The sequence below is a fragment of the Rasiella rasia genome, assembly GCF_011044175.1.
GTDB classification, from domain to species: domain Bacteria; phylum Bacteroidota; class Bacteroidia; order Flavobacteriales; family Flavobacteriaceae; genus Marinirhabdus; species Marinirhabdus rasia.
Map to the genome: position 1 here is coordinate 3,358,760 of NZ_CP049057.1, position 18,493 is coordinate 3,377,252.

At 37.3% G+C, this 18,493-nt stretch carries 21 protein-coding genes and 1 tRNA gene; 8 read left to right on the forward strand and 14 right to left on the reverse strand.

Annotated features, from left to right (window positions below; translation table 11 throughout):
• Positions 1 to 91 precede the first annotated feature (91 nt).
• Complete coding sequence (gene hisS, locus G5B37_RS14945; protein ID WP_164680814.1) at positions 92 to 1,459, forward strand: histidine--tRNA ligase; 1,368 nt, start codon at positions 92 to 94, stop codon at positions 1,457 to 1,459.
• Between the two features lie 24 nt (positions 1,460 to 1,483).
• Here hisS and G5B37_RS14950 read toward each other — a convergent pair whose 3' ends face one another.
• The gene (locus G5B37_RS14950) at positions 1,484 to 2,611 is read right to left on the reverse strand and encodes an endonuclease/exonuclease/phosphatase family protein (protein ID WP_164680815.1); all 1,128 of its coding nucleotides are present in this window, start codon (positions 2,609 to 2,611) and stop codon (positions 1,484 to 1,486) included.
• Positions 2,612 to 2,851: 240 nt separating this feature from the next.
• Positions 2,852 to 2,925 (reverse strand) — tRNA-Met (locus G5B37_RS14955).
• A 159-nt stretch (positions 2,926 to 3,084) separates the two neighbouring features.
• Between G5B37_RS14955 and G5B37_RS14960 the strand changes: the two genes are divergently transcribed.
• Both G5B37_RS14960 and G5B37_RS14965 read left to right on the forward strand, forming a co-directional pair.
• Positions 3,085 to 3,471 carry an START-like domain-containing protein gene (locus G5B37_RS14960; protein WP_164680816.1) on the forward strand — a complete coding sequence of 129 codons (387 nt, stop codon included), beginning with the start codon at positions 3,085 to 3,087 and terminating at the stop codon, positions 3,469 to 3,471.
• Between the two features lie 76 nt (positions 3,472 to 3,547).
• Positions 3,548 to 4,393, forward strand: coding sequence for an aminotransferase class IV (locus G5B37_RS14965; RefSeq protein WP_164680971.1), 846 nt, complete (start codon positions 3,548 to 3,550; stop codon positions 4,391 to 4,393).
• Here the strand turns inward: G5B37_RS14965 and G5B37_RS14970 are convergent.
• From G5B37_RS14970 to G5B37_RS14990, 5 genes are all read right to left on the reverse strand, one after another.
• Positions 4,390 to 4,950 carry a YqgE/AlgH family protein gene (locus tag G5B37_RS14970; RefSeq protein WP_164680817.1) on the reverse strand — a complete coding sequence of 187 codons (561 nt, stop codon included), beginning with the start codon at positions 4,948 to 4,950 and terminating at the stop codon, positions 4,390 to 4,392. The two genes, G5B37_RS14965 and G5B37_RS14970, sit on opposite strands and share 4 nt — an antisense overlap.
• Before the next feature lie 136 nt (positions 4,951 to 5,086).
• Complete coding sequence (locus tag G5B37_RS14975; protein ID WP_164680818.1) at positions 5,087 to 5,359, reverse strand: HU family DNA-binding protein; 273 nt, start codon at positions 5,357 to 5,359, stop codon at positions 5,087 to 5,089.
• A gap of 184 nt (positions 5,360 to 5,543) precedes the next feature.
• Positions 5,544 to 6,491, reverse strand: a complete 948-nt coding sequence (gene fmt, locus G5B37_RS14980) for a methionyl-tRNA formyltransferase (protein WP_164680819.1) — start codon at positions 6,489 to 6,491, stop codon at positions 5,544 to 5,546.
• Between the two features lie 5 nt (positions 6,492 to 6,496).
• Complete coding sequence (locus G5B37_RS14985) at positions 6,497 to 8,395, reverse strand: RecQ family ATP-dependent DNA helicase (RefSeq protein WP_164680820.1); 1,899 nt, start codon at positions 8,393 to 8,395, stop codon at positions 6,497 to 6,499.
• Positions 8,392 to 8,952 (reverse strand): AAA family ATPase, encoded by a 561-nt coding sequence (locus tag G5B37_RS14990; protein WP_164680821.1) that lies wholly within the window; start codon positions 8,950 to 8,952, stop codon positions 8,392 to 8,394. Before G5B37_RS14990 ends, G5B37_RS14985 begins: the two co-directional genes overlap by 4 nt.
• Before the next feature lie 101 nt (positions 8,953 to 9,053).
• Between G5B37_RS14990 and G5B37_RS14995 the strand changes: the two genes are divergently transcribed.
• The 3 genes from G5B37_RS14995 to murA are packed head-to-tail and all read left to right on the forward strand — an operon-like array spanning position 9,054 to position 11,391.
• Complete coding sequence (locus tag G5B37_RS14995) at positions 9,054 to 9,344, forward strand: DUF493 family protein (RefSeq protein ID WP_164680822.1); 291 nt, start codon at positions 9,054 to 9,056, stop codon at positions 9,342 to 9,344.
• Positions 9,345 to 9,404: 60 nt separating this feature from the next.
• On the forward strand, positions 9,405 to 10,055 hold the full coding sequence (locus G5B37_RS15000; RefSeq protein WP_164680823.1) for a DUF4290 domain-containing protein: 651 nt from the start codon (positions 9,405 to 9,407) through the stop codon (positions 10,053 to 10,055).
• A 16-nt stretch (positions 10,056 to 10,071) separates the two neighbouring features.
• Positions 10,072 to 11,391, forward strand: coding sequence for a UDP-N-acetylglucosamine 1-carboxyvinyltransferase (gene murA, locus G5B37_RS15005; protein WP_164680824.1), 1,320 nt, complete (start codon positions 10,072 to 10,074; stop codon positions 11,389 to 11,391).
• A gap of 80 nt (positions 11,392 to 11,471) precedes the next feature.
• Here the strand turns inward: murA and G5B37_RS15010 are convergent, their stop codons facing one another.
• The 6 genes from G5B37_RS15010 to G5B37_RS15035 all read right to left on the reverse strand — a co-directional run bounded on the left by G5B37_RS15010 (position 11,472) and on the right by G5B37_RS15035 (position 15,983).
• Positions 11,472 to 12,065 carry a hypothetical protein gene (locus tag G5B37_RS15010; RefSeq protein ID WP_164680825.1) on the reverse strand — a complete coding sequence of 198 codons (594 nt, stop codon included), beginning with the start codon at positions 12,063 to 12,065 and terminating at the stop codon, positions 11,472 to 11,474.
• 91 nt (positions 12,066 to 12,156) lie between these two features.
• Positions 12,157 to 12,393, reverse strand: coding sequence for a (4Fe-4S)-binding protein (locus G5B37_RS15015; protein ID WP_164680826.1), 237 nt, complete (start codon positions 12,391 to 12,393; stop codon positions 12,157 to 12,159).
• A gap of 96 nt (positions 12,394 to 12,489) precedes the next feature.
• Positions 12,490 to 13,794 carry a cryptochrome/photolyase family protein gene (locus G5B37_RS15020; protein ID WP_164680827.1) on the reverse strand — a complete coding sequence of 435 codons (1,305 nt, stop codon included), beginning with the start codon at positions 13,792 to 13,794 and terminating at the stop codon, positions 12,490 to 12,492.
• 4 nt (positions 13,795 to 13,798) lie between these two features.
• Positions 13,799 to 14,488, reverse strand: a complete 690-nt coding sequence (locus tag G5B37_RS15025; RefSeq protein WP_164680828.1) for an SDR family NAD(P)-dependent oxidoreductase — start codon at positions 14,486 to 14,488, stop codon at positions 13,799 to 13,801.
• A gap of 7 nt (positions 14,489 to 14,495) precedes the next feature.
• Entirely contained in the window at positions 14,496 to 14,960 is a 465-nt protein-coding gene (locus G5B37_RS15030; RefSeq protein ID WP_164680829.1) for an SRPBCC family protein, read from the reverse strand.
• 357 nt (positions 14,961 to 15,317) lie between these two features.
• The gene (locus G5B37_RS15035) at positions 15,318 to 15,983 is read right to left on the reverse strand and encodes an aquaporin (protein WP_164680830.1); all 666 of its coding nucleotides are present in this window, start codon (positions 15,981 to 15,983) and stop codon (positions 15,318 to 15,320) included.
• Positions 15,984 to 16,090: 107 nt separating this feature from the next.
• Between G5B37_RS15035 and G5B37_RS15040 the strand changes: the two genes are divergently transcribed.
• Positions 16,091 to 16,936 carry a DUF2911 domain-containing protein gene (locus G5B37_RS15040; RefSeq protein ID WP_164680831.1) on the forward strand — a complete coding sequence of 282 codons (846 nt, stop codon included), beginning with the start codon at positions 16,091 to 16,093 and terminating at the stop codon, positions 16,934 to 16,936.
• Positions 16,937 to 16,988: 52 nt separating this feature from the next.
• Here G5B37_RS15040 and G5B37_RS15045 read toward each other — a convergent pair whose 3' ends face one another.
• A complete protein-coding gene (locus G5B37_RS15045) occupies positions 16,989 to 17,435 on the reverse strand; it encodes a type I restriction enzyme HsdR N-terminal domain-containing protein (RefSeq protein WP_164680832.1) in 447 nt (148 codons plus the stop codon).
• Positions 17,436 to 17,452: 17 nt separating this feature from the next.
• Between G5B37_RS15045 and holA the strand changes: the two genes are divergently transcribed.
• A complete protein-coding gene (gene holA / locus G5B37_RS15050; protein WP_263649814.1) occupies positions 17,453 to 18,493 on the forward strand; it encodes a DNA polymerase III subunit delta in 1,041 nt (346 codons plus the stop codon).

The following is an 18,493-nucleotide window of genomic DNA, read 5'->3' on the forward strand; positions in this document are numbered from 1 at the left end:
TAAAGTTACAATTTACGCTAGATTTTAAGATATTTGCAACTTATTTATCACTCGAAGCCAATAACAAGGCTCGTTCTAAACATTATTTCTTTTGAAAAAGCCAAGCATCCCAAAAGGCACCCGCGATTTTTCGCCTGTTGAAGTTACTCGTCGTACCTATATTATGGATACGATTAAGGCAAATTTTGCCAAGTTCGGGTTTCAACCTATAGAAACACCAAGTTTTGAGAACAGCGAAACCCTTATGGGAAAATATGGCGAAGAAGGAGATCGACTGATTTTTAAAATTCTTAATAGTGGTGATTTTCTTCGGAAAGTGGACGATGCAACCTACGCAGAGAAGGACAGCAATAAAATTACCTCAAAAATCTCCGAAAAAGCCCTACGATACGATCTAACGGTACCTTTTGCTAGGTACGTAGTTCAACACCAGAACGATATTACCTTTCCGTTTAAGCGTTACCAGATACAACCTGTTTGGCGTGCAGATAGACCTCAAAAAGGAAGGTTCAGAGAGTTTTTTCAGTGCGATGCAGATGTGGTTGGAAGTACATCGTTGTGGCAGGAAGTAGAATTGGTTCAATTATACGATACCGTTTTTAAAGACTTGCAATTAAAGGGCGTTACCATTAAAATGAATAACCGTAAAATCTTAAGCGGTATTGCCGAAATGATGGGCGCAGAAGATAAGCTTATAGACTTTACCGTTGCGCTAGATAAGCTAGATAAAATTGGGGAAGACAAGGTGAAAGCTGAAATGCGAGACAAAGGTATTGCAGAAGAAGCTATTAGCAAATTACAGCCGTTGTTTTCGGTAACGGGTACTGCTTCGGAAAAATTAGACACATTAAAAACGTTGCTTGCCACTTCAGAAATTGGATTGCAAGGAATTTCAGAACTAGAATTTATAGTAGACGCGATTAGCACTTTGAAACTTTCCGCAGCCAACCTAGAAATTGATGTTACGTTAGCACGCGGACTTAACTACTACACGGGAGCTATTTTTGAAGTTGCGGCTCCAGGAGGTGTTGCTATGGGGAGTATTGGAGGTGGAGGTCGCTACGACGATCTTACTGGAATCTTTGGAATGAAAGATATGAGCGGGGTAGGAATTTCGTTTGGCTTAGATCGTATTTATCTAGTTTTAGAAGAGCTCAATCTTTTTCCAGAAACCGTGACTGCAAATTCTAAAGTGCTTTTTATAAACTTTGGTGAAAAGGAAGCACTCTACGCTATGCAGGCCATACAAAAACTTCGTGAGGCAGGTGTACACGCAGAGTTATACCCAGACAATGCTAAAATGGGGAAACAGATGGGGTATGCAGATAAACGAAGCATTCCATTTGTGGTGCTAGCTGGAGAAAGTGAGATGGCAGCAGCAAGTTATACGTTAAAAAACATGAAGACTGGTACGCAAGACAGTGTTTCTATTGCGCAACTATCTGAAGCGTTAGCTTAGAACAATGCTATACTCGTTGTGGTTTTAGTCTAAAATAATTTTCCGCATTTTACTTTTTAGAAAACTTATGGATGAATTGGCTTCAATTTCAATCCATACGGGTAAATGATCTGAGATTTGATTTCTTTTCCAATACCTATTATAATACGTTAAGAAAGTGGCATCATCTACCAAACTAGTTGGGTCGTCTTTGTGTACTTTCATAATATCGTGATATTGTGAGCACATACCTTCAGTAAATACATAGTCGAAAGGGTCAAACACATCTCCGGAGTCTAATTCATCATGGTCGTTATAAAACTTGAAGTACTTATCTACTTTTAAGAAGATTCGATCGTAGGATTCGGTTTTGCTTGTGTTGGTAGGTTTCCCTTTTAAACCACTGTTTTCAATAAAACCGAAGGACCGAACAAGCTCTTCAATATCTAAATTATTGTCGTATATATTGGTGTCTCCCAAAAGTATAAGGTTTTCGTTCCAGAGACGCTTGTTGTCCAGCTTGCTCTGCAGCACTTCCAGCAGTAAGCGTAGTTCTTCTCGTCTAATGCTTTTATCATCAGATTTATTTCCTGGGTGTAGGTGCAAACCAATAACCGAGAATTTTTTCCATCCAGATTCAAAGCCACTAATAGAAGGAGTTCTTTTTAATTGTTTTATAATGCTATTGTCATCGGCCAATTCTGGTGGTATAACAAGCTCGCCAGACAATCCAGAATGGCGTACACGGCGCGAATCAAAAATATAACCAAAACGCTCTTTGTTTCCTTTTGTGCCTTCTGTGATATCTGTAATTATATAGGAGTAATTACTGCCCAATAGTTTCATTACTATGTCTAGGTCGAATAGGGATGTTTTTATTTCTTGAACAGCCACGATATCGAATGCGCTTATAATTTCAGCAATATAGAAGTAAGACTCAGAGAGGCGCTCTTTAAGGTGTCCAAATTCTTTGATGTTCCAGGAGGCAAGAAGAATATTGCCGTCCATTATTTTGTCGGGTATTTTTTGGTTAATACCCTCTTTAAGCGCTATCAGGTTTCCTAAAGTTCTCTTTTTTTCAAGCTCGGTCATTTTAAGCTCGTCCATATAGAATGTGAGCGCATATTGCATATTGTTTAGCTCCTGATTGGGTCGTAAATCGTTGTACCACATAATTTTAATGATTTAATAGAATAAAAAAATCCCCTTACCAAAGTATTGGTTAAGGGGAGTATTAATAGCTTTAAAGATACTATAAATTGAAATAAATGATTGGATTTTGAATGTTTTCTTACAAAGGTATAGTTGAAATGTTAGTTGTTTAACTTAACCAAGGGAACAGTTATGTGATGTGTTCTAAACTTTGTACGATAAAAAACAAAAAACCCAGAACAGAAGTTCTGGGTTACGTAGTAGCGAGAAGGAGACTTGAACTCCTGACCTCCGGGTTATGAATCCGACGCTCTAACCACCTGAGCTACCTCGCCATAATTTTAAGGTGGCAAAGATAGTAACAATTTGAATTGCTACAAACTTTACCATTTATATTTTTTATAAAACTTGAAGTCAGATTTGTCTTTAAAAATTTAGTTTTTATCCTTCCGTTTTAAAATTAATCTATATATTGGGCTTTAACTAACAGAATTATGGAAGACAAAATTAAATACGAAATGGAATTCCCAATAAAGGCGTCTCCATCTTTGTTATATCAATATATTTCTACCCCTTCAGGGATGAGCGAGTGGTACGCAGATAATGTAAATTCTCGTGGTGAGTTCTTTACATTTATTTGGGATGGAAGCGAAGAGAAGGCAAAACTCCTTGGTAAAAAGAGTGGTGAGCGCATTAAATTTCGATGGATGGATGATGAAGGCACCGATTACTTTTTTGAATTGCGTATTCAAGTAGATGAAATCACTAAGGATGTCTCTTTAATGATTACAGATTTTGCCGAAGAAGACGAAGTAGAGGAAGGTAAAATGCTCTGGGATAATATGATTTCTGAATTAAAACAAATTCTTGGTTCTACTTAATCTAATAGAAACCGTTTTATAGCGGAACCAATTTATAATATCTTTGCGCCGTCTCATAAAAGAGGCGGCTTTTTTTATGGTAAATGTAAACGGAACTTTAGTAGTAACAACAGAAGCAACAATTTCTCATGCTAATCGAGGACTTAATTATGGCGATGCGGTGTTTGAAACGATACGTGTTTCGGCTGGAAAAGTATTGTTCTGGGAAGATCATTATTTTAGATTAATGGCTTCTATGCGAATACTTAGAATGGAAATACCCATGTCTTTTACACCAGAATATCTAGAGCAGCAGGTGCTAGACACGGTGGCAACCGTAGAAGCTTCTAACAATGCAATTCGTGTAAAAATTGTTGTCTGGAGAGATGAAGGCGGAACCTATACACCAGACACCAACAATGTGTCGTTTTATATTTCGGCATCTGTTTTAGAAAATGCGTTTTACACCTTCAACGATGATGCCTACGAGGTAGAATTATTTAAGGACCATTTTGTAACTTCTGGCTTGCTTTCAACACTCAAGTCTAATAACAGGATTATTAATGTTTTAGGTAGTATTTATGCGAAGGAAAATGGGTATGCCAATTGTTTGCTGCTAAATGAAAAGAAGCAAGTTATAGAAGCCCTAAATGGAAACCTATTTTTGGTAAACGGCTATAAGATAAAAACACCGCCGCTTAGCGATGGTTGCCTTAATGGTATCTTACGAAAACAAATCATTTCTATTTTAGGGCAGTTACCAGATTATATCCTAGAAGAAAGTGCTGTATCTCCCTTTGAGCTACAAAAGGCAGACGAAATTTTTATCACAAATACAATTATTGGTATTCAGCCAATTTCAAAATATAGAAAAAAGGAATACGCAAACAAGGTTGCAAAAGAGTTGCTTCAAAAATTAAATGTAAAAGCGCGTTTGGGTTAGTTGTAACTTGGGTCTTCTGGAGAGTTAGACCAAATTAAATAATCACCTCCAAATTCAATCATTTTTTCTTTCCAAAAGTTTGAGTAGGGTTTCCCAATGATTTTGTTTTTGTACTCATTAGGAGTGACCACCCAACTATTTAGTGCTAGTTCTTGCTCTAACTGTTCGTTAGCCCAGCCAGAATACCCTAAAAAGAAACGAATTTGATCTTCTTTAAGCTCATCATTTTTTAATAAGTCGGCAATAGCATTAAAATCACCTCCCCAGTAAATACCATTAGAGATTTCTATACTCCCTGGAACCAAATCTGGTACCTTATGAATGAAATACAAATTATCCTGCTCTACTGGGCCGCCATTGTAGACAGGTAGGGTAGAGTTAATCTCAGGAATAAAATCGTGTAAAGTGTATTCTAAAGGCTTATTTAGTATAAACCCAACAGAACCTTCGTTATTATATTCTGCAAGCAAGACGATAGACCTATTAAAGGAAACATCTCCTATAATGGAAGGTTCGGCGACCAATAATACTCCCTTGGTTGGTTTCAGCGAGATCATGATTAATTAGTTAGTTCGTCTTAAAACTAAACATTAATTACTTAATAAGCAATTAAAAGCTTGAGTGAAAGCACTTTCATATAAAAAAAAAATCCCGCCATTGGCGGGATTTTAAGTTTTTAACAAGAGCGGTAAATTAGTTTACAGCACCTGATAAGTCAGATCCAGCTTTAAACTTCACTACGTTTTTAGCAGCAATCTTGATTGTTTTACCAGTTTGTGGGTTTCTTCCTTCTCTTGCAGCTCTTCTAGATACTGACCAAGATCCGAATCCTACTAGAGAAACACGGTTTCCTTTTTTAAGTGATTTTTCAACATTTCCTAAAAAAGACTCTAATGCTTTTTTTGCTGCTGCTTTTGTAATTCCGGCATCTGCTGCCATTCCATCGATTAAATCTGATTTGTTCATAGTTTAGTTATTAAATTAAATTGTCGGTTAAACTTCTATTAATTGTCTCTACAAATTTAATTGGATTATCGGTTCACGCAAGGAATGGCGGGGTAAATCCACGTTTTTGTTAATAACTTTGGTGGTTTGTTGATAACCAAACGGCATTTCTGCCATTTTTAACAACTTGAGTAACCACGCGGGGTTACGTGAGTTTTGCATCAGTTGCGAAAGAAAAGCCATTTAAAAGTGCCGCAGTTTCCATTTTTCGCTTCCCAGGAAGTTGTAACTCCTTAATATATAGGTAACCGTTTTTGCAGGTCACTTTTATTGTTTTTTTGGTACACGTAAGCGCTCCAATTTCTCCTTCAGTTTCGGTTTCTTCAAAATCTGAAGCATAGATTTTTATTTTCTGAGATTCGTCCTGCTGATTTAGGTAACACCAAGCCACGGGGTAAGGAGACAATCCGCGAATAAGTGCATCAATCTGCGCTACGGGCATAGACCAATCTATTTTTGTGTTTTCTGAAGTAAGTTTTGGAGCTTCTTTAAAATCTTCGGTTTTTGGTTGGGCATATGTTTCTACCTTCGCTTCTTCAATTAAATCTACAGTTTTTAAAACAAGATGGCTACCAATAGTCATCAGCCTATCATGTAAGGTTCCAACTGTTTCTCTTTCAGCAATAGCGACTTCATCTTTTAAAATAATAGCGCCAGTGTCAATTTTCTCATCAATAAAGAAGGTAGTGACACCTGTTTTTGTTTCTTGATTAATAATCGCCCAATTTATTGGTGCCGCTCCTCGGTAGTGAGGTAGGAGCGAAGCATGTAGATTAAAGGTGCCGTAATCGGGTAATTGCCAAACTATTTTTGGAAGCATTCTAAAGGCAACCACAATTTGAAGATTGGCGTTGTACGATTTCAACTCTTTAACGAAGTCTTCGTTTTTTAAATTTGTTGGTTGTAATACCGGAATGTTCTTACTTTCGGCATATAATTTTACCGCAGACGGGCGTAATTTTCTACCACGACCCGCAGGCCTATCTGGCGCAGTAAGTACTGCAACTATATTTTTTTTGTTTTCAACCAAATGTTGTAAGACACCCACGGCAAAATCTGGGGTCCCCATAAAAACAATACGTAAGTCTCTCAAATTAATTATTTTAAATGATAGCGATTTCTAAAGTCTAATTGTACACTCCCTCTGTCTAATAAAAGACGGAGTACTGCGGTAATATCTGTCTCGGCAAAAATAAGTTTTTCTGAAAGTTCTCGTGAAGTTTGCGGACCTTCTTCTAGCTGAATACGTATTTTTTCTGAAAGTACCTTTTGTTCGGTAGCCGAAATGGGACCACTAGCTTTCTTACAAACAGAGCACAGTCCGCATGCTGTTGCCTCCCGTTCTCCAAAATACCGAAGTAGCTGAATGCTTTTACACTCAGAATCATTTTCTAGATAACGTATAACCGCCTGTACTTGAGCAGCTTTTTTATCTTTGTGTAAAGAAATCTCTTTGGCAAGCGGATTAATGGTTTTGTCGTCTTCTCTAGGCACCATAAACGTTAGCATTGCATCGGTAATCTGCAATTGTAAGTCTAGAAGTCCGTCGCGTTCCATTTGCTCCAAAACTGTTATGATGTCTGAAATTGGCTGTCCCGATTTTGAAGCTACTAACTGTAAGTTCACACTAGAAGCGGTTTCAAAAATGCCTCCATAAAGTCGAAGTATCGTCTTTCCTACAACAGAAGCTTTTACATCTTTTTTAAAATAGTTAAGAACAACCTCAGACGTTGCTGTAAAATGTACTGTAGATTTTCTTCCAAATGTTTTAGAAAGTTGAAGCACTCCCAATCTGTCCAGCACCTGTAAGCCATTATATGCCAACAGCGAATTAAATTGATAGACCTTACAAAAATCACCAAAGTTAAAGGGATGGGTATCGAAAGCACCTTCTCCGTACGGAACTTGAAAATAATTGTTTAATTTTTTATAAAGGAACTTAACATCTTTCACCGATGGATAGGCATCTACAAACTGAGATTGCACTAAGTTTTTATTATAATCACTCCAAAGAATAATTGCCTTTGCCAACTGTCCGTCTCGTCCAGCTCGCCCAGCTTCTTGAAAATAAGCCTCTAGGCTATCTGGTAACTGTAGATGAATAACCAAACGCACATCTGGTTGATCGATACCCATCCCAAAGGCATTAGTTGCTACAATTACAGGCGTTTTACCTTGTTGCCAAGATAGCATTTTCTTCTCCTTCTCTTCTGTATTAATACCCCCGTGATAGAATGTAGAAGCTATACCCAAGGTATTTAGTTGGTTGCTTATCTCTACGCACATTTTACGACTGCGCACATAGACAATAGCTTTACCTTTTAAGTTTTGAAGCCACTGTTCTAATCTATATAATTTATCTTCCTCTTTGTAAACTAGGTAGCTTAAATTGTCTCTGGCAAAAGAAGCTCTGTGAATTGCTGGGAGCTCTAGTTGTAATTCTTTAATGGTATCTACAAGCACTTCATTTGTGGCAGTAGCCGTTAATGCAATTATAGGAACTAACGGATGCATTTCGCGCAGCGCAACTACATTTTTGTAAGCAGGTCTAAAATCGTTTCCCCATTGTGAAATGCAATGTGCTTCATCTACGGCAATTAAATTTACCGGCATTTGCCTAATGGCTTGTTGTACGATCTCTTGTTGTAAACGTTCTGGCGACAGGTACAAGAATTTATAGTTTCCGAAGCGGGCGTTGTCTAATAAAACTTGTAATTCTTGAAAAGAAATACCTCCAGATAGTTGTAGGGCTTTTATCCCTTTTTGTTTTAGGTTTTTTACTTGGTCTGCCATTAAGGCAACAAGTGGAGAAACTACAATGCAGATACCGTCTGTTGCCAATGCAGGAACTTGAAAACAAACCGATTTACCACCACTGGTTGGGAGTAACGCTACCGTGTCTTTACCATCAAGTACAGAAGTAATAATGGCTTCCTGAAGAGGTCTAAAAGAAGTAAAACCCCAATAGGTTTCTAATATGTTGGCGGGGCTATTCAAATAGACGTTTTAAGTTGCAAGCCAATAAATTGTATCCGTTCTTCTATAGTGCCAATGGGTACTTCAATAGGAGAATAGCCAAATGCGTGATAACCCTCTTTTAAGTAACTGTAAAGTTTAGTGGCAATTTCAAAACTTTCATAACGTTCATTGTCTTGCTCATAAATTGCTTCCCACGGCGGTAACAAAAATACGTGGTCGTATGTATTATCTTGACATGTTTTGCTGAAATGATCAGGATACGACGTACCTAGATAATCCATGTAAATAGGTACATCTGGCAAGCCGCGATCGTAAAAAAGGAAATTTCCGAAGAACTTATTCGCTTCATTAAATTGATGTAATCTGCCTTCTAAAAGTTTCTGACTAAATAAGATAGGGTCTGTAAGAAAAAGTTGGTCTATACCATCTTTCTGAGCCTGTAATGTAACGTCGCGCGAAATCTCATGCATGCAATCATGTCCGCGATTTTCAAGTTCATGAATCAAGGTGCTTTTGCCCGTTCCAGGACCACCAATAATTACAATACGTTTAGGTTGTTTTGCAGAAACAGTCATTTGCCAAATTAGAGTGTAACGTTACTAATAACGTCAAAAGTACAAAGACCATGCTAAATAGTTGATAAGAGAATCTGTATCTTTGCTGAAAATCTACATGTATGAGTGCCGATAAAAAAACCGAAGCTTTTTACGAGCGGTTGCGGGAGCAGTTAGAGGGTGATACGCAATGGCCTTCTCCTTATTTATATAAGTTTATTGTGCCAGCTAGTAATGAGAAAATTGCTGAAATAGAAGCTATTTTTGATGGAAGTAATGCCGAAATAAACACACGCGATTCTTCGAAAGGAACGTACACTAGCGTGTCTATTAAAGTTACTATGGCGTCACCAGATGCTGTTATAGAGAAATATTTGCAAGTTTCAGAGGTGGAAGGCGTAATTTCCCTATAATTTTTAGTATTTTGCAGACGTTATTACTTCAACTAGAATACATTTCCTAAACATATTACATTGACAGAAGCTATAGAATACAATACGGAGCGTCCGCATCTTATTATTCCTGAATATGGTCGTCATATTCAAAAAATGGTAGATCAGGCTGTTGCAGAAACAGACGCTGAAAAACGGAACAAACAAGCAAAAAGCATCATTGCAGTGATGGGTAATTTGAATCCGCACCTGCGCGATGTGCCAGATTTTCAACATAAGCTTTGGGATCAATTATTTATAATTTCAGATTTTAAACTTGATGTAGATTCTCCATACCCAAAACCAACGCCAGAAGAGTTATATGCGCCACCAGAACCGTTGGCGTATCCACAAAACTTTCCGAAGTACCGCTTTTACGGAAACAACATTAAGCGCATGATAGATGTTGCTATTAGTTGGGAAGATGGAGATAAAAAAGACGGGTTAGTCTTAACCATCGCTAACCACATGAAAAAGTGCTTCTTAAACTGGAATAAAGACACCGTAGAAGATGATGTGATTTTTCAACACTTATTTGAACTTTCTGATGGAAAGATTAACTTGAAAAAGAGCGATGAAGAACTACGCGATTCTCAAAAACTGCTACAAGTAAAAAAACGTTTTAACACCAACAGCAACAATCATGGTGGTAAAAAGAATCAGAAAAATAACCGCGGTCGTAAACGCTACTAATATCCTCGTATAACATATGGGAACTTTTCAAATTGAAGGCGGTCACAAACTAAAAGGTGAAATCCGTCCGCAAGGCGCTAAAAATGAGGCTTTGCAAATTCTTTGTGCTGTGTTGGCAACACCAGAAGAAGTGGTGATTGACAACATTCCAGACATTAGAGACGTAAATAAACTTATAGAAATTCTTGGTAATTTGGGTGTGAAGATTCAAAAGCTAGGAAAAGGAAAATATTCATTTGTCTCTGACGATGTAAAGTTAGAGTACTTAGAATCTGAACTTTTTAAAAAGGAAGGTAGCTCATTACGTGGTTCTATTATGATAGTTGGGCCATTATTGGCTCGCTTCGGAAAAGGATACATTCCACGTCCAGGAGGTGATAAAATTGGCCGTCGTAGACTAGACACCCATTTTGAAGGTTTTATTAAACTTGGAGCAACATTTCGATACAATAGAGAAGAACGTTTTTATGGGGTAGAAGCACCCAACGGACTTACAGGAACAGATATGTTGTTGGATCAAGCTTCGGTGACAGGAACCGCTAATATTGTGTTGGCAGCCGTTATGGCAAAAGGAACTACGACCATTTACAACGCTGCTTGCGAACCTTATTTGCAGCAATTGTGTAAAATGCTAAACTCAATGGGAGCAAAAATTAGCGGCGTAGGGTCTAATTTGCTAACAATAGAAGGAGTTGAAAGCCTTGGAGGATGCCATCATAGAATTCTTCCAGATATGATTGAAATTGGAAGTTGGATTGGCCTAGCAGCTATGACTAAAAGTGAAATTACGATTAAAGATGTAAGTTGGAAGGATTTAGGTTTAATTCCTGAAACTTTCAGAAAACTAGGTATTACATTAGAAAAGCAAGGAGACGATATTTATATTCCATCTCATGACGAAGGTTACGAAATTCAAGGCTATATAGATGGTTCTACACTAACGGTTGCAGATGCTCCGTGGCCTGGGTTTACGCCAGACTTGTTGAGTATTGTCCTTGTAGTTTGTACTCAAGCCAAAGGAAATGTGCTTATACATCAAAAAATGTTTGAGAGTAGGCTCTTTTTCGTCGATAAGCTAATTGATATGGGTGCGCGAATTATATTATGTGATCCGCACAGAGCTACAGTGATGGGGCACAATTTTCAGTCGCAATTAAAAGCTACCACCATGGTGTCTCCAGATATTAGAGCAGGTATTTCTCTCTTAATTGCTGCGCTTTCTGCAAAGGGAACTAGCATTATTCATAATATCGAGCAAATAGATCGTGGGTACGAAAATATAGATGAACGTCTGCGAGCAATAGGAGCGAAGATTACAAGAATTGAAAGTGCCTAGATGCTTTGACTAAAATTAGAAGACAATAAAAAAGCGTTTCATACATAATGAAACGCTTTTTTATTGTCAGCAGATATAACTTATTGCACTTTGCGATTTTTGTTTATCTCATCTTGCAACTTTCTTCTTAGCTGTTGTTGTTCTTCTAATTTTTTCTGTCGGTGTGCTTCAAACTCCACCTCTGTTTCGGCAAGTTTTAATCGAGCCGCTTTTGTAATAGAATGGCTGTTTTTAAATTTATATACAAAGAAGCCCAATGCAAGTAGAAGTAGCCCTATAATAGACCACATTACTGTGTTATACGTACTCTTTTCGGTGATAGTTCCAAAAATTTCGATACCATTCTCTTTCTTTTTACTTACGGTTAAGTTCTCGTTTGTGGTCTTTAACGACTGCGTAAGTGAGGCTATTTCGTTTTTCTGTGTGTCAATTTCAGAATGAAGAGATGTGATATTTTCTTCTAGACTAGAAATGCTGTCTAAAATGTTGGCTCGTAAACGAGCTAGCTTCGATTTTTCAATTACTTTAAACTCCTTGTAGCTATTAGACTTGTCGATAGCATCTACAAGCTGATTTTCAATGGTTGATTCGTTATTGCTTGGGGATGTATCTTGTGCAAAAGTAATGGTAGCGCACAATACTACGAGCAATAAAGTTAGTGTTTGTTTTTTCATACTAATTTTGTTGGGTTTGTTATGGAATTCATAACAGTGCAAGAGTAGAAAAATTGTGTTATAATACCCAAATTTCTAAGACAATTACAATTTATTTAACAACCACTAATTCGTCATTATAACAAAATGAAAGTGCGCCTGATGGACATTTTTGGATTTGTTTGATAATCTTGGTTGTCTCTGCACCTTCTAAATCTATCCATGGCAAGACGGTGGTTCTAAACACTTCAGAAAGTCCTTTGGCACAAGCTTCGGCGTGCGTACATATTTTTGGTTGGTACTTAACCGTAATTTCACCATTGGTGAATTCATTATCGTAGGTTTTCATAACTAGGTTTTGGGGGCAATAGCCTATTTAATATCGATAAATATATCAAAAAAATCGATAAAATGCATTAATGAAGAATAATCTTACAAAAAAATGTTAATTTATGGCTTTTTTGTAGGTGTTTAGGGCACGCTCTCTAGCGGCTTTGTGTGCTACCATCTCATCTGGGTAGGCGTCACTGCCGTATTCCGGAATCCATTGTTTGATGTATTTTCTGTTTTTGTCAAATTTTTCAATCTGGGTGGTAGGGTTAAAGATTCTAAAGTATGGAGCTGCGTCTACACCGCTTCCGGCCGCCCATTGCCAATTTCCCACATTACTCGATAACTCGTAATCTAATAACTTTTCAGCAAAATAGGCTTCACCCCAACGCCAATCTATAAGTAGGTGTTTGCATAAAAAGCTAGCCACTAACATTCGTACCCTATTGTGCATATATCCTGTAGCATTTAATTGCCGCATTCCAGCATCTACAAGCGGATATCCAGTTTTTCCTTCTTTCCACATTTCAAATTCCTTTTTGTTGTTGCGCCAGGGTATACGGTCGTATTTTTTTCTGAATGCATTAGCTACTGTAGCTGGAAAATGCCATAAAATTTGCATAAAAAACTCTCTCCATATAAGTTCTTGCCAAAAGGTTTCGTTTTTCTCTGCCAGCGCCTTTTTAATCATTTTTCTAATACTCACTGTTCCAAACCGCAAGTGCGGGCCCAATCTAGAAGTGGCATCCTTAAAAGGAAAGTTTCGTTTTTCTTGGTATTCTTGAATGGTAGTAGGAGTAACATCAAACTCAGGTACTGTTATGGTAGAACGCTTAAAGTTTATATCTGCCAATGTAAGATTTGGAAGTCTACTATGTTCAATTAGGTTGTCTAGAACCTGCGAAGTGTAATAGATTTTGGGTGTTCCTTCCTGTTTAAATTTAGCTTTCCACTTTTTCATATAAGGCGTATACACAACATACGGAGTGCCATCGTCTTTTACAATTTCGTCTTTTTCATAGATTACTTGATCTTTGAAGGTATAAAAACCAATATTTTTCTTTTTGAGTACTTCGGAAATTTCCGCTTCGCGATGTTTTGCGTATGGCTCATAGTCGTGATTTGTTACTACATTTTGTACATCGAACTCTGACGCCAGTCTCTCAAAAATTGCTGTGGGTGTTCCGTGGTATAGCGCTAAACTACTTCCATGTTCTTGTAGTTCAGTTCTAATCTTTTGTAAGGTATCGTAGATAAAGGTTACACGAGCATCGTCTTCCGGTAGTTCACTCAAAATGTTCGTGTCGAAAATAAAAATTGGTAACACAGGGTATTTTCCATGTAATGCTTTGTAAAGACCAACGTTATCGTCTATGCGAAGATCGCGTCTAAACCAAAAAATAGTTACTTTTCCTGCCATGAAATTAAAGTTTAAGTGTAGACATACCACCATCTATCCCCATAACTTGTCCTGTAATCCATGAAGATTTATCTGAAAGTAGAAAGGCGGCAACATTAGCAATATCTGCAGCATTGCCAATTCGTTTTAGGGGATGACGTTTGCCCATTTTTTCTTTTTTGTCGTCATTACCCAACAATGTACGTGCCAACGGCGTGTCTGTTAAAGAAGGAGCAATAACGTTTACTCTAAAGTTAGGAGCATACTCTGCAGCTAATGCTTTTGCAAATCCTTCTACAGCTCCTTTTGCTGCGGATATGCTTGTATGAAATGGCATCCCGAGTTGTACCGCCACCGTACTAAAAAAAACGAGACTTGCTTGTTTAGAACGTTTAAGAATTGGCAACAAATCATGCACGAGACGTACTAATGCAATACAATTAATGTTCATATCTTTTGCAAAAGCCTCTGGAGACAACATTTTGAAAGGTTTTAAATTAATACTTCCAGGATTATAAACTAAACCGTCTATAGTTTCAGGTATGTCAAAATTAGTTATGGTGTGCTTGGTTACATCAAACGGAATATGACGAACGCCTTTAGGAAGATTTCCTACTGTTCTAGAAGCAACAGTGACGTTGTGATCTTTATACAGTTGGGTGGCTATTTCTAGACCAATTCCGTACGAACCGCCAATAAGAAGTATGTTTTTCATGCTGTAGTTACTTAAGTTCACCAAAGAGTTCTGTTAATTTATTTCTCCTGTAGTCAAAAATTTCGGCAAGTTTAGGCTTCACTAGAAATGGCTGAATTAATTGTCCGAGCCAACCAAAGGGAACTTTGTAGTCTATAATATCTTCCATCTCTACGCCACCTTCAATTTCCTTAATAAAATGTTTGTGATGCCACAACGCATAGGGTCCGAATCGTTGTTCGTCTACAAAGTAACTGTTGTCTTTAACGTGCGTGATTTCTGTCACCCATTTTGTTTTAATGCCTAGAAGAGGGGTGACTATGTATTGTATAATTTGTCCAGCATACATGGGTCTATCTGCACCAGAGATAATATCAAAACCCATATATCCTGGAGTAATAACTTTAAGGTTCTTAGGGTCTGAAAGAAACGCCCAAGCCGCATCTTTAGATATAGGCAATGCTTGTGTAGAACGTAGGGTATAAATTTTCAAAATACTTTATTTACCAGCAAAGCTACATAATGTTTAACAAAATCTATTTAAAGTTAAACAAACATTAACACAAGAGAAAATTTCCGAAGTGGTGAAGAAAAACAAAAGAAAGCTCAGGACACAGTCAAGAAAGACTGTATCAGACAAGAATTGGGTAAGCTAATAAATTATCTACGTGTAGAAACCATACGACCATTCATTCGCAGTAAGCGGTACAAATTGGTATTGTATTTCGGTTTGTTCACACGACTAATTTTTAGCCATTTTCTAATTAAACGTAGCATCTTTTTTCTTTTGTAGTAAATTTACGACAGAAAAAGAGTACAATCAAGAGGGAAGTGTAAGATTAACAGTTATTTAGCATTGATCGTCACAACATTGCTCATCTTTTACTAATCTACAACTAACAACAGCGATTATGCATCCAATTATTGGTGCAATAAGATAGAGCCATAGATGTTGAAGGTTGCCAGAAACTAATGCTGGTGCAAGAGATCTCGCCGGATTCATTGATGCCCCTGTAATGGGACCTGCAAACAACGCTTCTAATAAAACAACGCCACCAATAGCAATACCTGCAATGACACCAATTTCTTTGGCTCCTGTGGAAACATTAATAATAACCACCATAAGAAAGAAGGAAAGTAAAATTTCAAATACAAATACCTTAAAAACGCCAATCTTGGGTAGGGTAGTGCCTAATAATTCATTTTCAGGAAATAAAAACAGTAGCAACAGGCTAGCGGCAATTGCACCAATAAGTTGTGCTAGAACGTATAAGGGTACTTCTTTCCACGGAAATTTCTTGGCATAGGCAAAGGCTATGGAAACAGCAGGGTTTATATGTGCACCACTAATGTCACCAAAGGCGTAAATCATACCCATAACAATGAGACCAAAGGTTATAGCAATTCCTGGATGCGTTACAGTACCTCCTGTAAATTCATTGATTACGATAGCGCCTGTTCCACAAAAGACCAAAGCAAAAGTACCTATAGCTTCGGCAATAATACGTTTTGTCATAATGCAAAGGTACTATTCAATTTAGATACTATATTTAAGTTTTTGTTAACTATTTCAGAATGTGTTGCATTGTACCTTCGCAGAAACCTTAAACACACACTATTATTATGAAAAAATTACTCCTTTTTGTTTTTGCTGTTGCAACAACTGTTGCAGTGCAAGCACAACTTAAAACTCCGGCTCCTAGTCCTTCACAAAAGATAGAGCAGACCGTAGGACTAACAAACGTGACTTTAGAATATTCTCGTCCATCTATGAAAGGAAGAACCATTTTTGGTGGTTTAGTACCTTATAATAAAGTATGGCGTACAGGTGCAAATGCTAATACAAAAATAACATTTAGTGAAGATGTAATGATGGGTGGAAAATCTGTAAAAGCAGGTACGTATGCCATCTATACCAAGCCAGCTATGCAAAGTTGGGATGTTATGCTTTATGCAGACAGCAATAACTGGGGAACGCCAGCTAAATGGGATGAGTCTAAAGTTGTAGCTAGCGTAAAAGGAGAAGTGTATCCGTTACCTATGGATATTGAAACGTTTACTATGTCTATTGATGATCTTACAAATAATTCTGCTAATTTGGGGTTAATGTGGGAAAAGACATATGTTGGTGTGCCAATTACATTTAATACAGACAAAATGGTTTCTGCAAGCATCGATCAAGTGATGGCTGGACCATCTGCAAATGACTATTATCAGTCTGCTGTTTATTACTTAGAGTCTGGACAAGATATTAATAAAGCTAAGACATGGATAGATAAAGCAATTGAATTACGTGAGAAGCCTGCATTTTGGTTTCACAGACAACAATCACTTATCTATGCAAAGTCGGGTGATAAAAAAGGCGCGATAAATGCAGCAAAAAAGTCATTAACGCTGGCTCAAGAGGCAGGAAATGATGATTATGTTGCGTTAAATACAAAAAGCTTGAAAGAGTGGGGCGGAATGTAAGCTCACTTTTTAAACACTTTGAAAACGCTTCCGAATCTTCGGAAGCGTTTTTTTATGCGTTGTACATTGGTAAATCTTGCAGAAAAATATACCGTTCATTTTGGTAATCCATTTGACAATAGTAATGCTGGAGTCCGTTTGTAACCATTAAATAAGTAGCTTTTGTAACTAGATTATACCGGGCAATTTGATCGAACGTATCTTGCGTAATACATACATTTGGCGCTTTACATTCTACAATAAGATGAATGCTACCATCGGTATTAAAAACAACAATGTCGTATCTTTTCTTAGTACCATTTAACAACAACTGCTTTTCTACATTGATATGTAATTTCGGATATTTTTTTTCTGAAATTAGATGATGTATCACATGTTGGCGCACCCATTCTTCTGGTGTAAGCACCATAAATTTTTTTCTGATTTCGTCAAAAATCAGACGTTTGTTTTCGTTACTTTTGAAACGAAACGAATACCTTTTAAATTGAAGCGATTGCATGGTCGTAAAAATACGCAATGCATAGGTATTCTAGTAGAACAGTATTATATTTTATGCCGCTAGACAAAGCCAAAGCAATTATTACAGACATCAAACAAGGTCGTATCGCACCTATCTATTTTTTGATGGGTGAAGAACCGTATTATATAGATGGTATTGCCAAATTTATTGAAGAATCGGTACTTTCCGAAGAAGAGAAAGGATTTAACCAAATGGTTCTATACGGTAGAGATGTGAGTGTAGATGACATAGTGAGTAATGCAAAGCGTTACCCAATGATGGCAGAACGACAGGTGGTCATTGTAAAGGAAGCACAAGATTTGTCGCGTACCATCGAAAATTTAGTCCCATATGCTGAAAATCCTCAGCCTACTACGGTACTCGTGCTGTGTTACAAATACAAGAAACTAGATGCCCGTAAAAAGCTGTCTAAAGTATTAAAGAAAAATGCTGTTTTGTTTGAAAGTAGAAAGCTCTACGAAAACCAAGTGCCAGATTGGATACGTCGTGTTTTAGCGGGAAAAGGATATACCATTACTCCAAAGGCTGCGCAGATGCTCACTGAATTTTTGGGTAATGATTTAAGTAAGGTGAATAATGAGTTAGAAAAGCTTCAACTTATCATTAGACCAGAACAACAAATAACACCGCAGCTTATAGAAGAAAATATTGGGATTAGTAAAGATTTCAACAATTTTGAATTGCAAAATGCGATTGGTAACAAGAATATAAAAAAGGCATTTACTATTGTGCAATATTTTGCTCAGAATCAAAAAAACCATCCGTTGGTAATGACTGTGGCTTTGTTGTACAGTTTCTTTTCAAAATTACTAAAGTATCACGCCTTGTCCAACAAATCTGAAGCACCCAAAGTTTTGGGGGTGAGTCCTTATTTTATAAAAGATTACCAGACAGCTGCGCGTAATTATTCTATGAAAGAGGTTAGTGCTATAGTAGCAAGTATTCGCGACATAGATTTAAAAAGTAAAGGAGTAGGGGCAGCGAACATGACACAGGCAGATTTATTAAAAGAGCTGCTTACAGCTATTTTTAAGTAG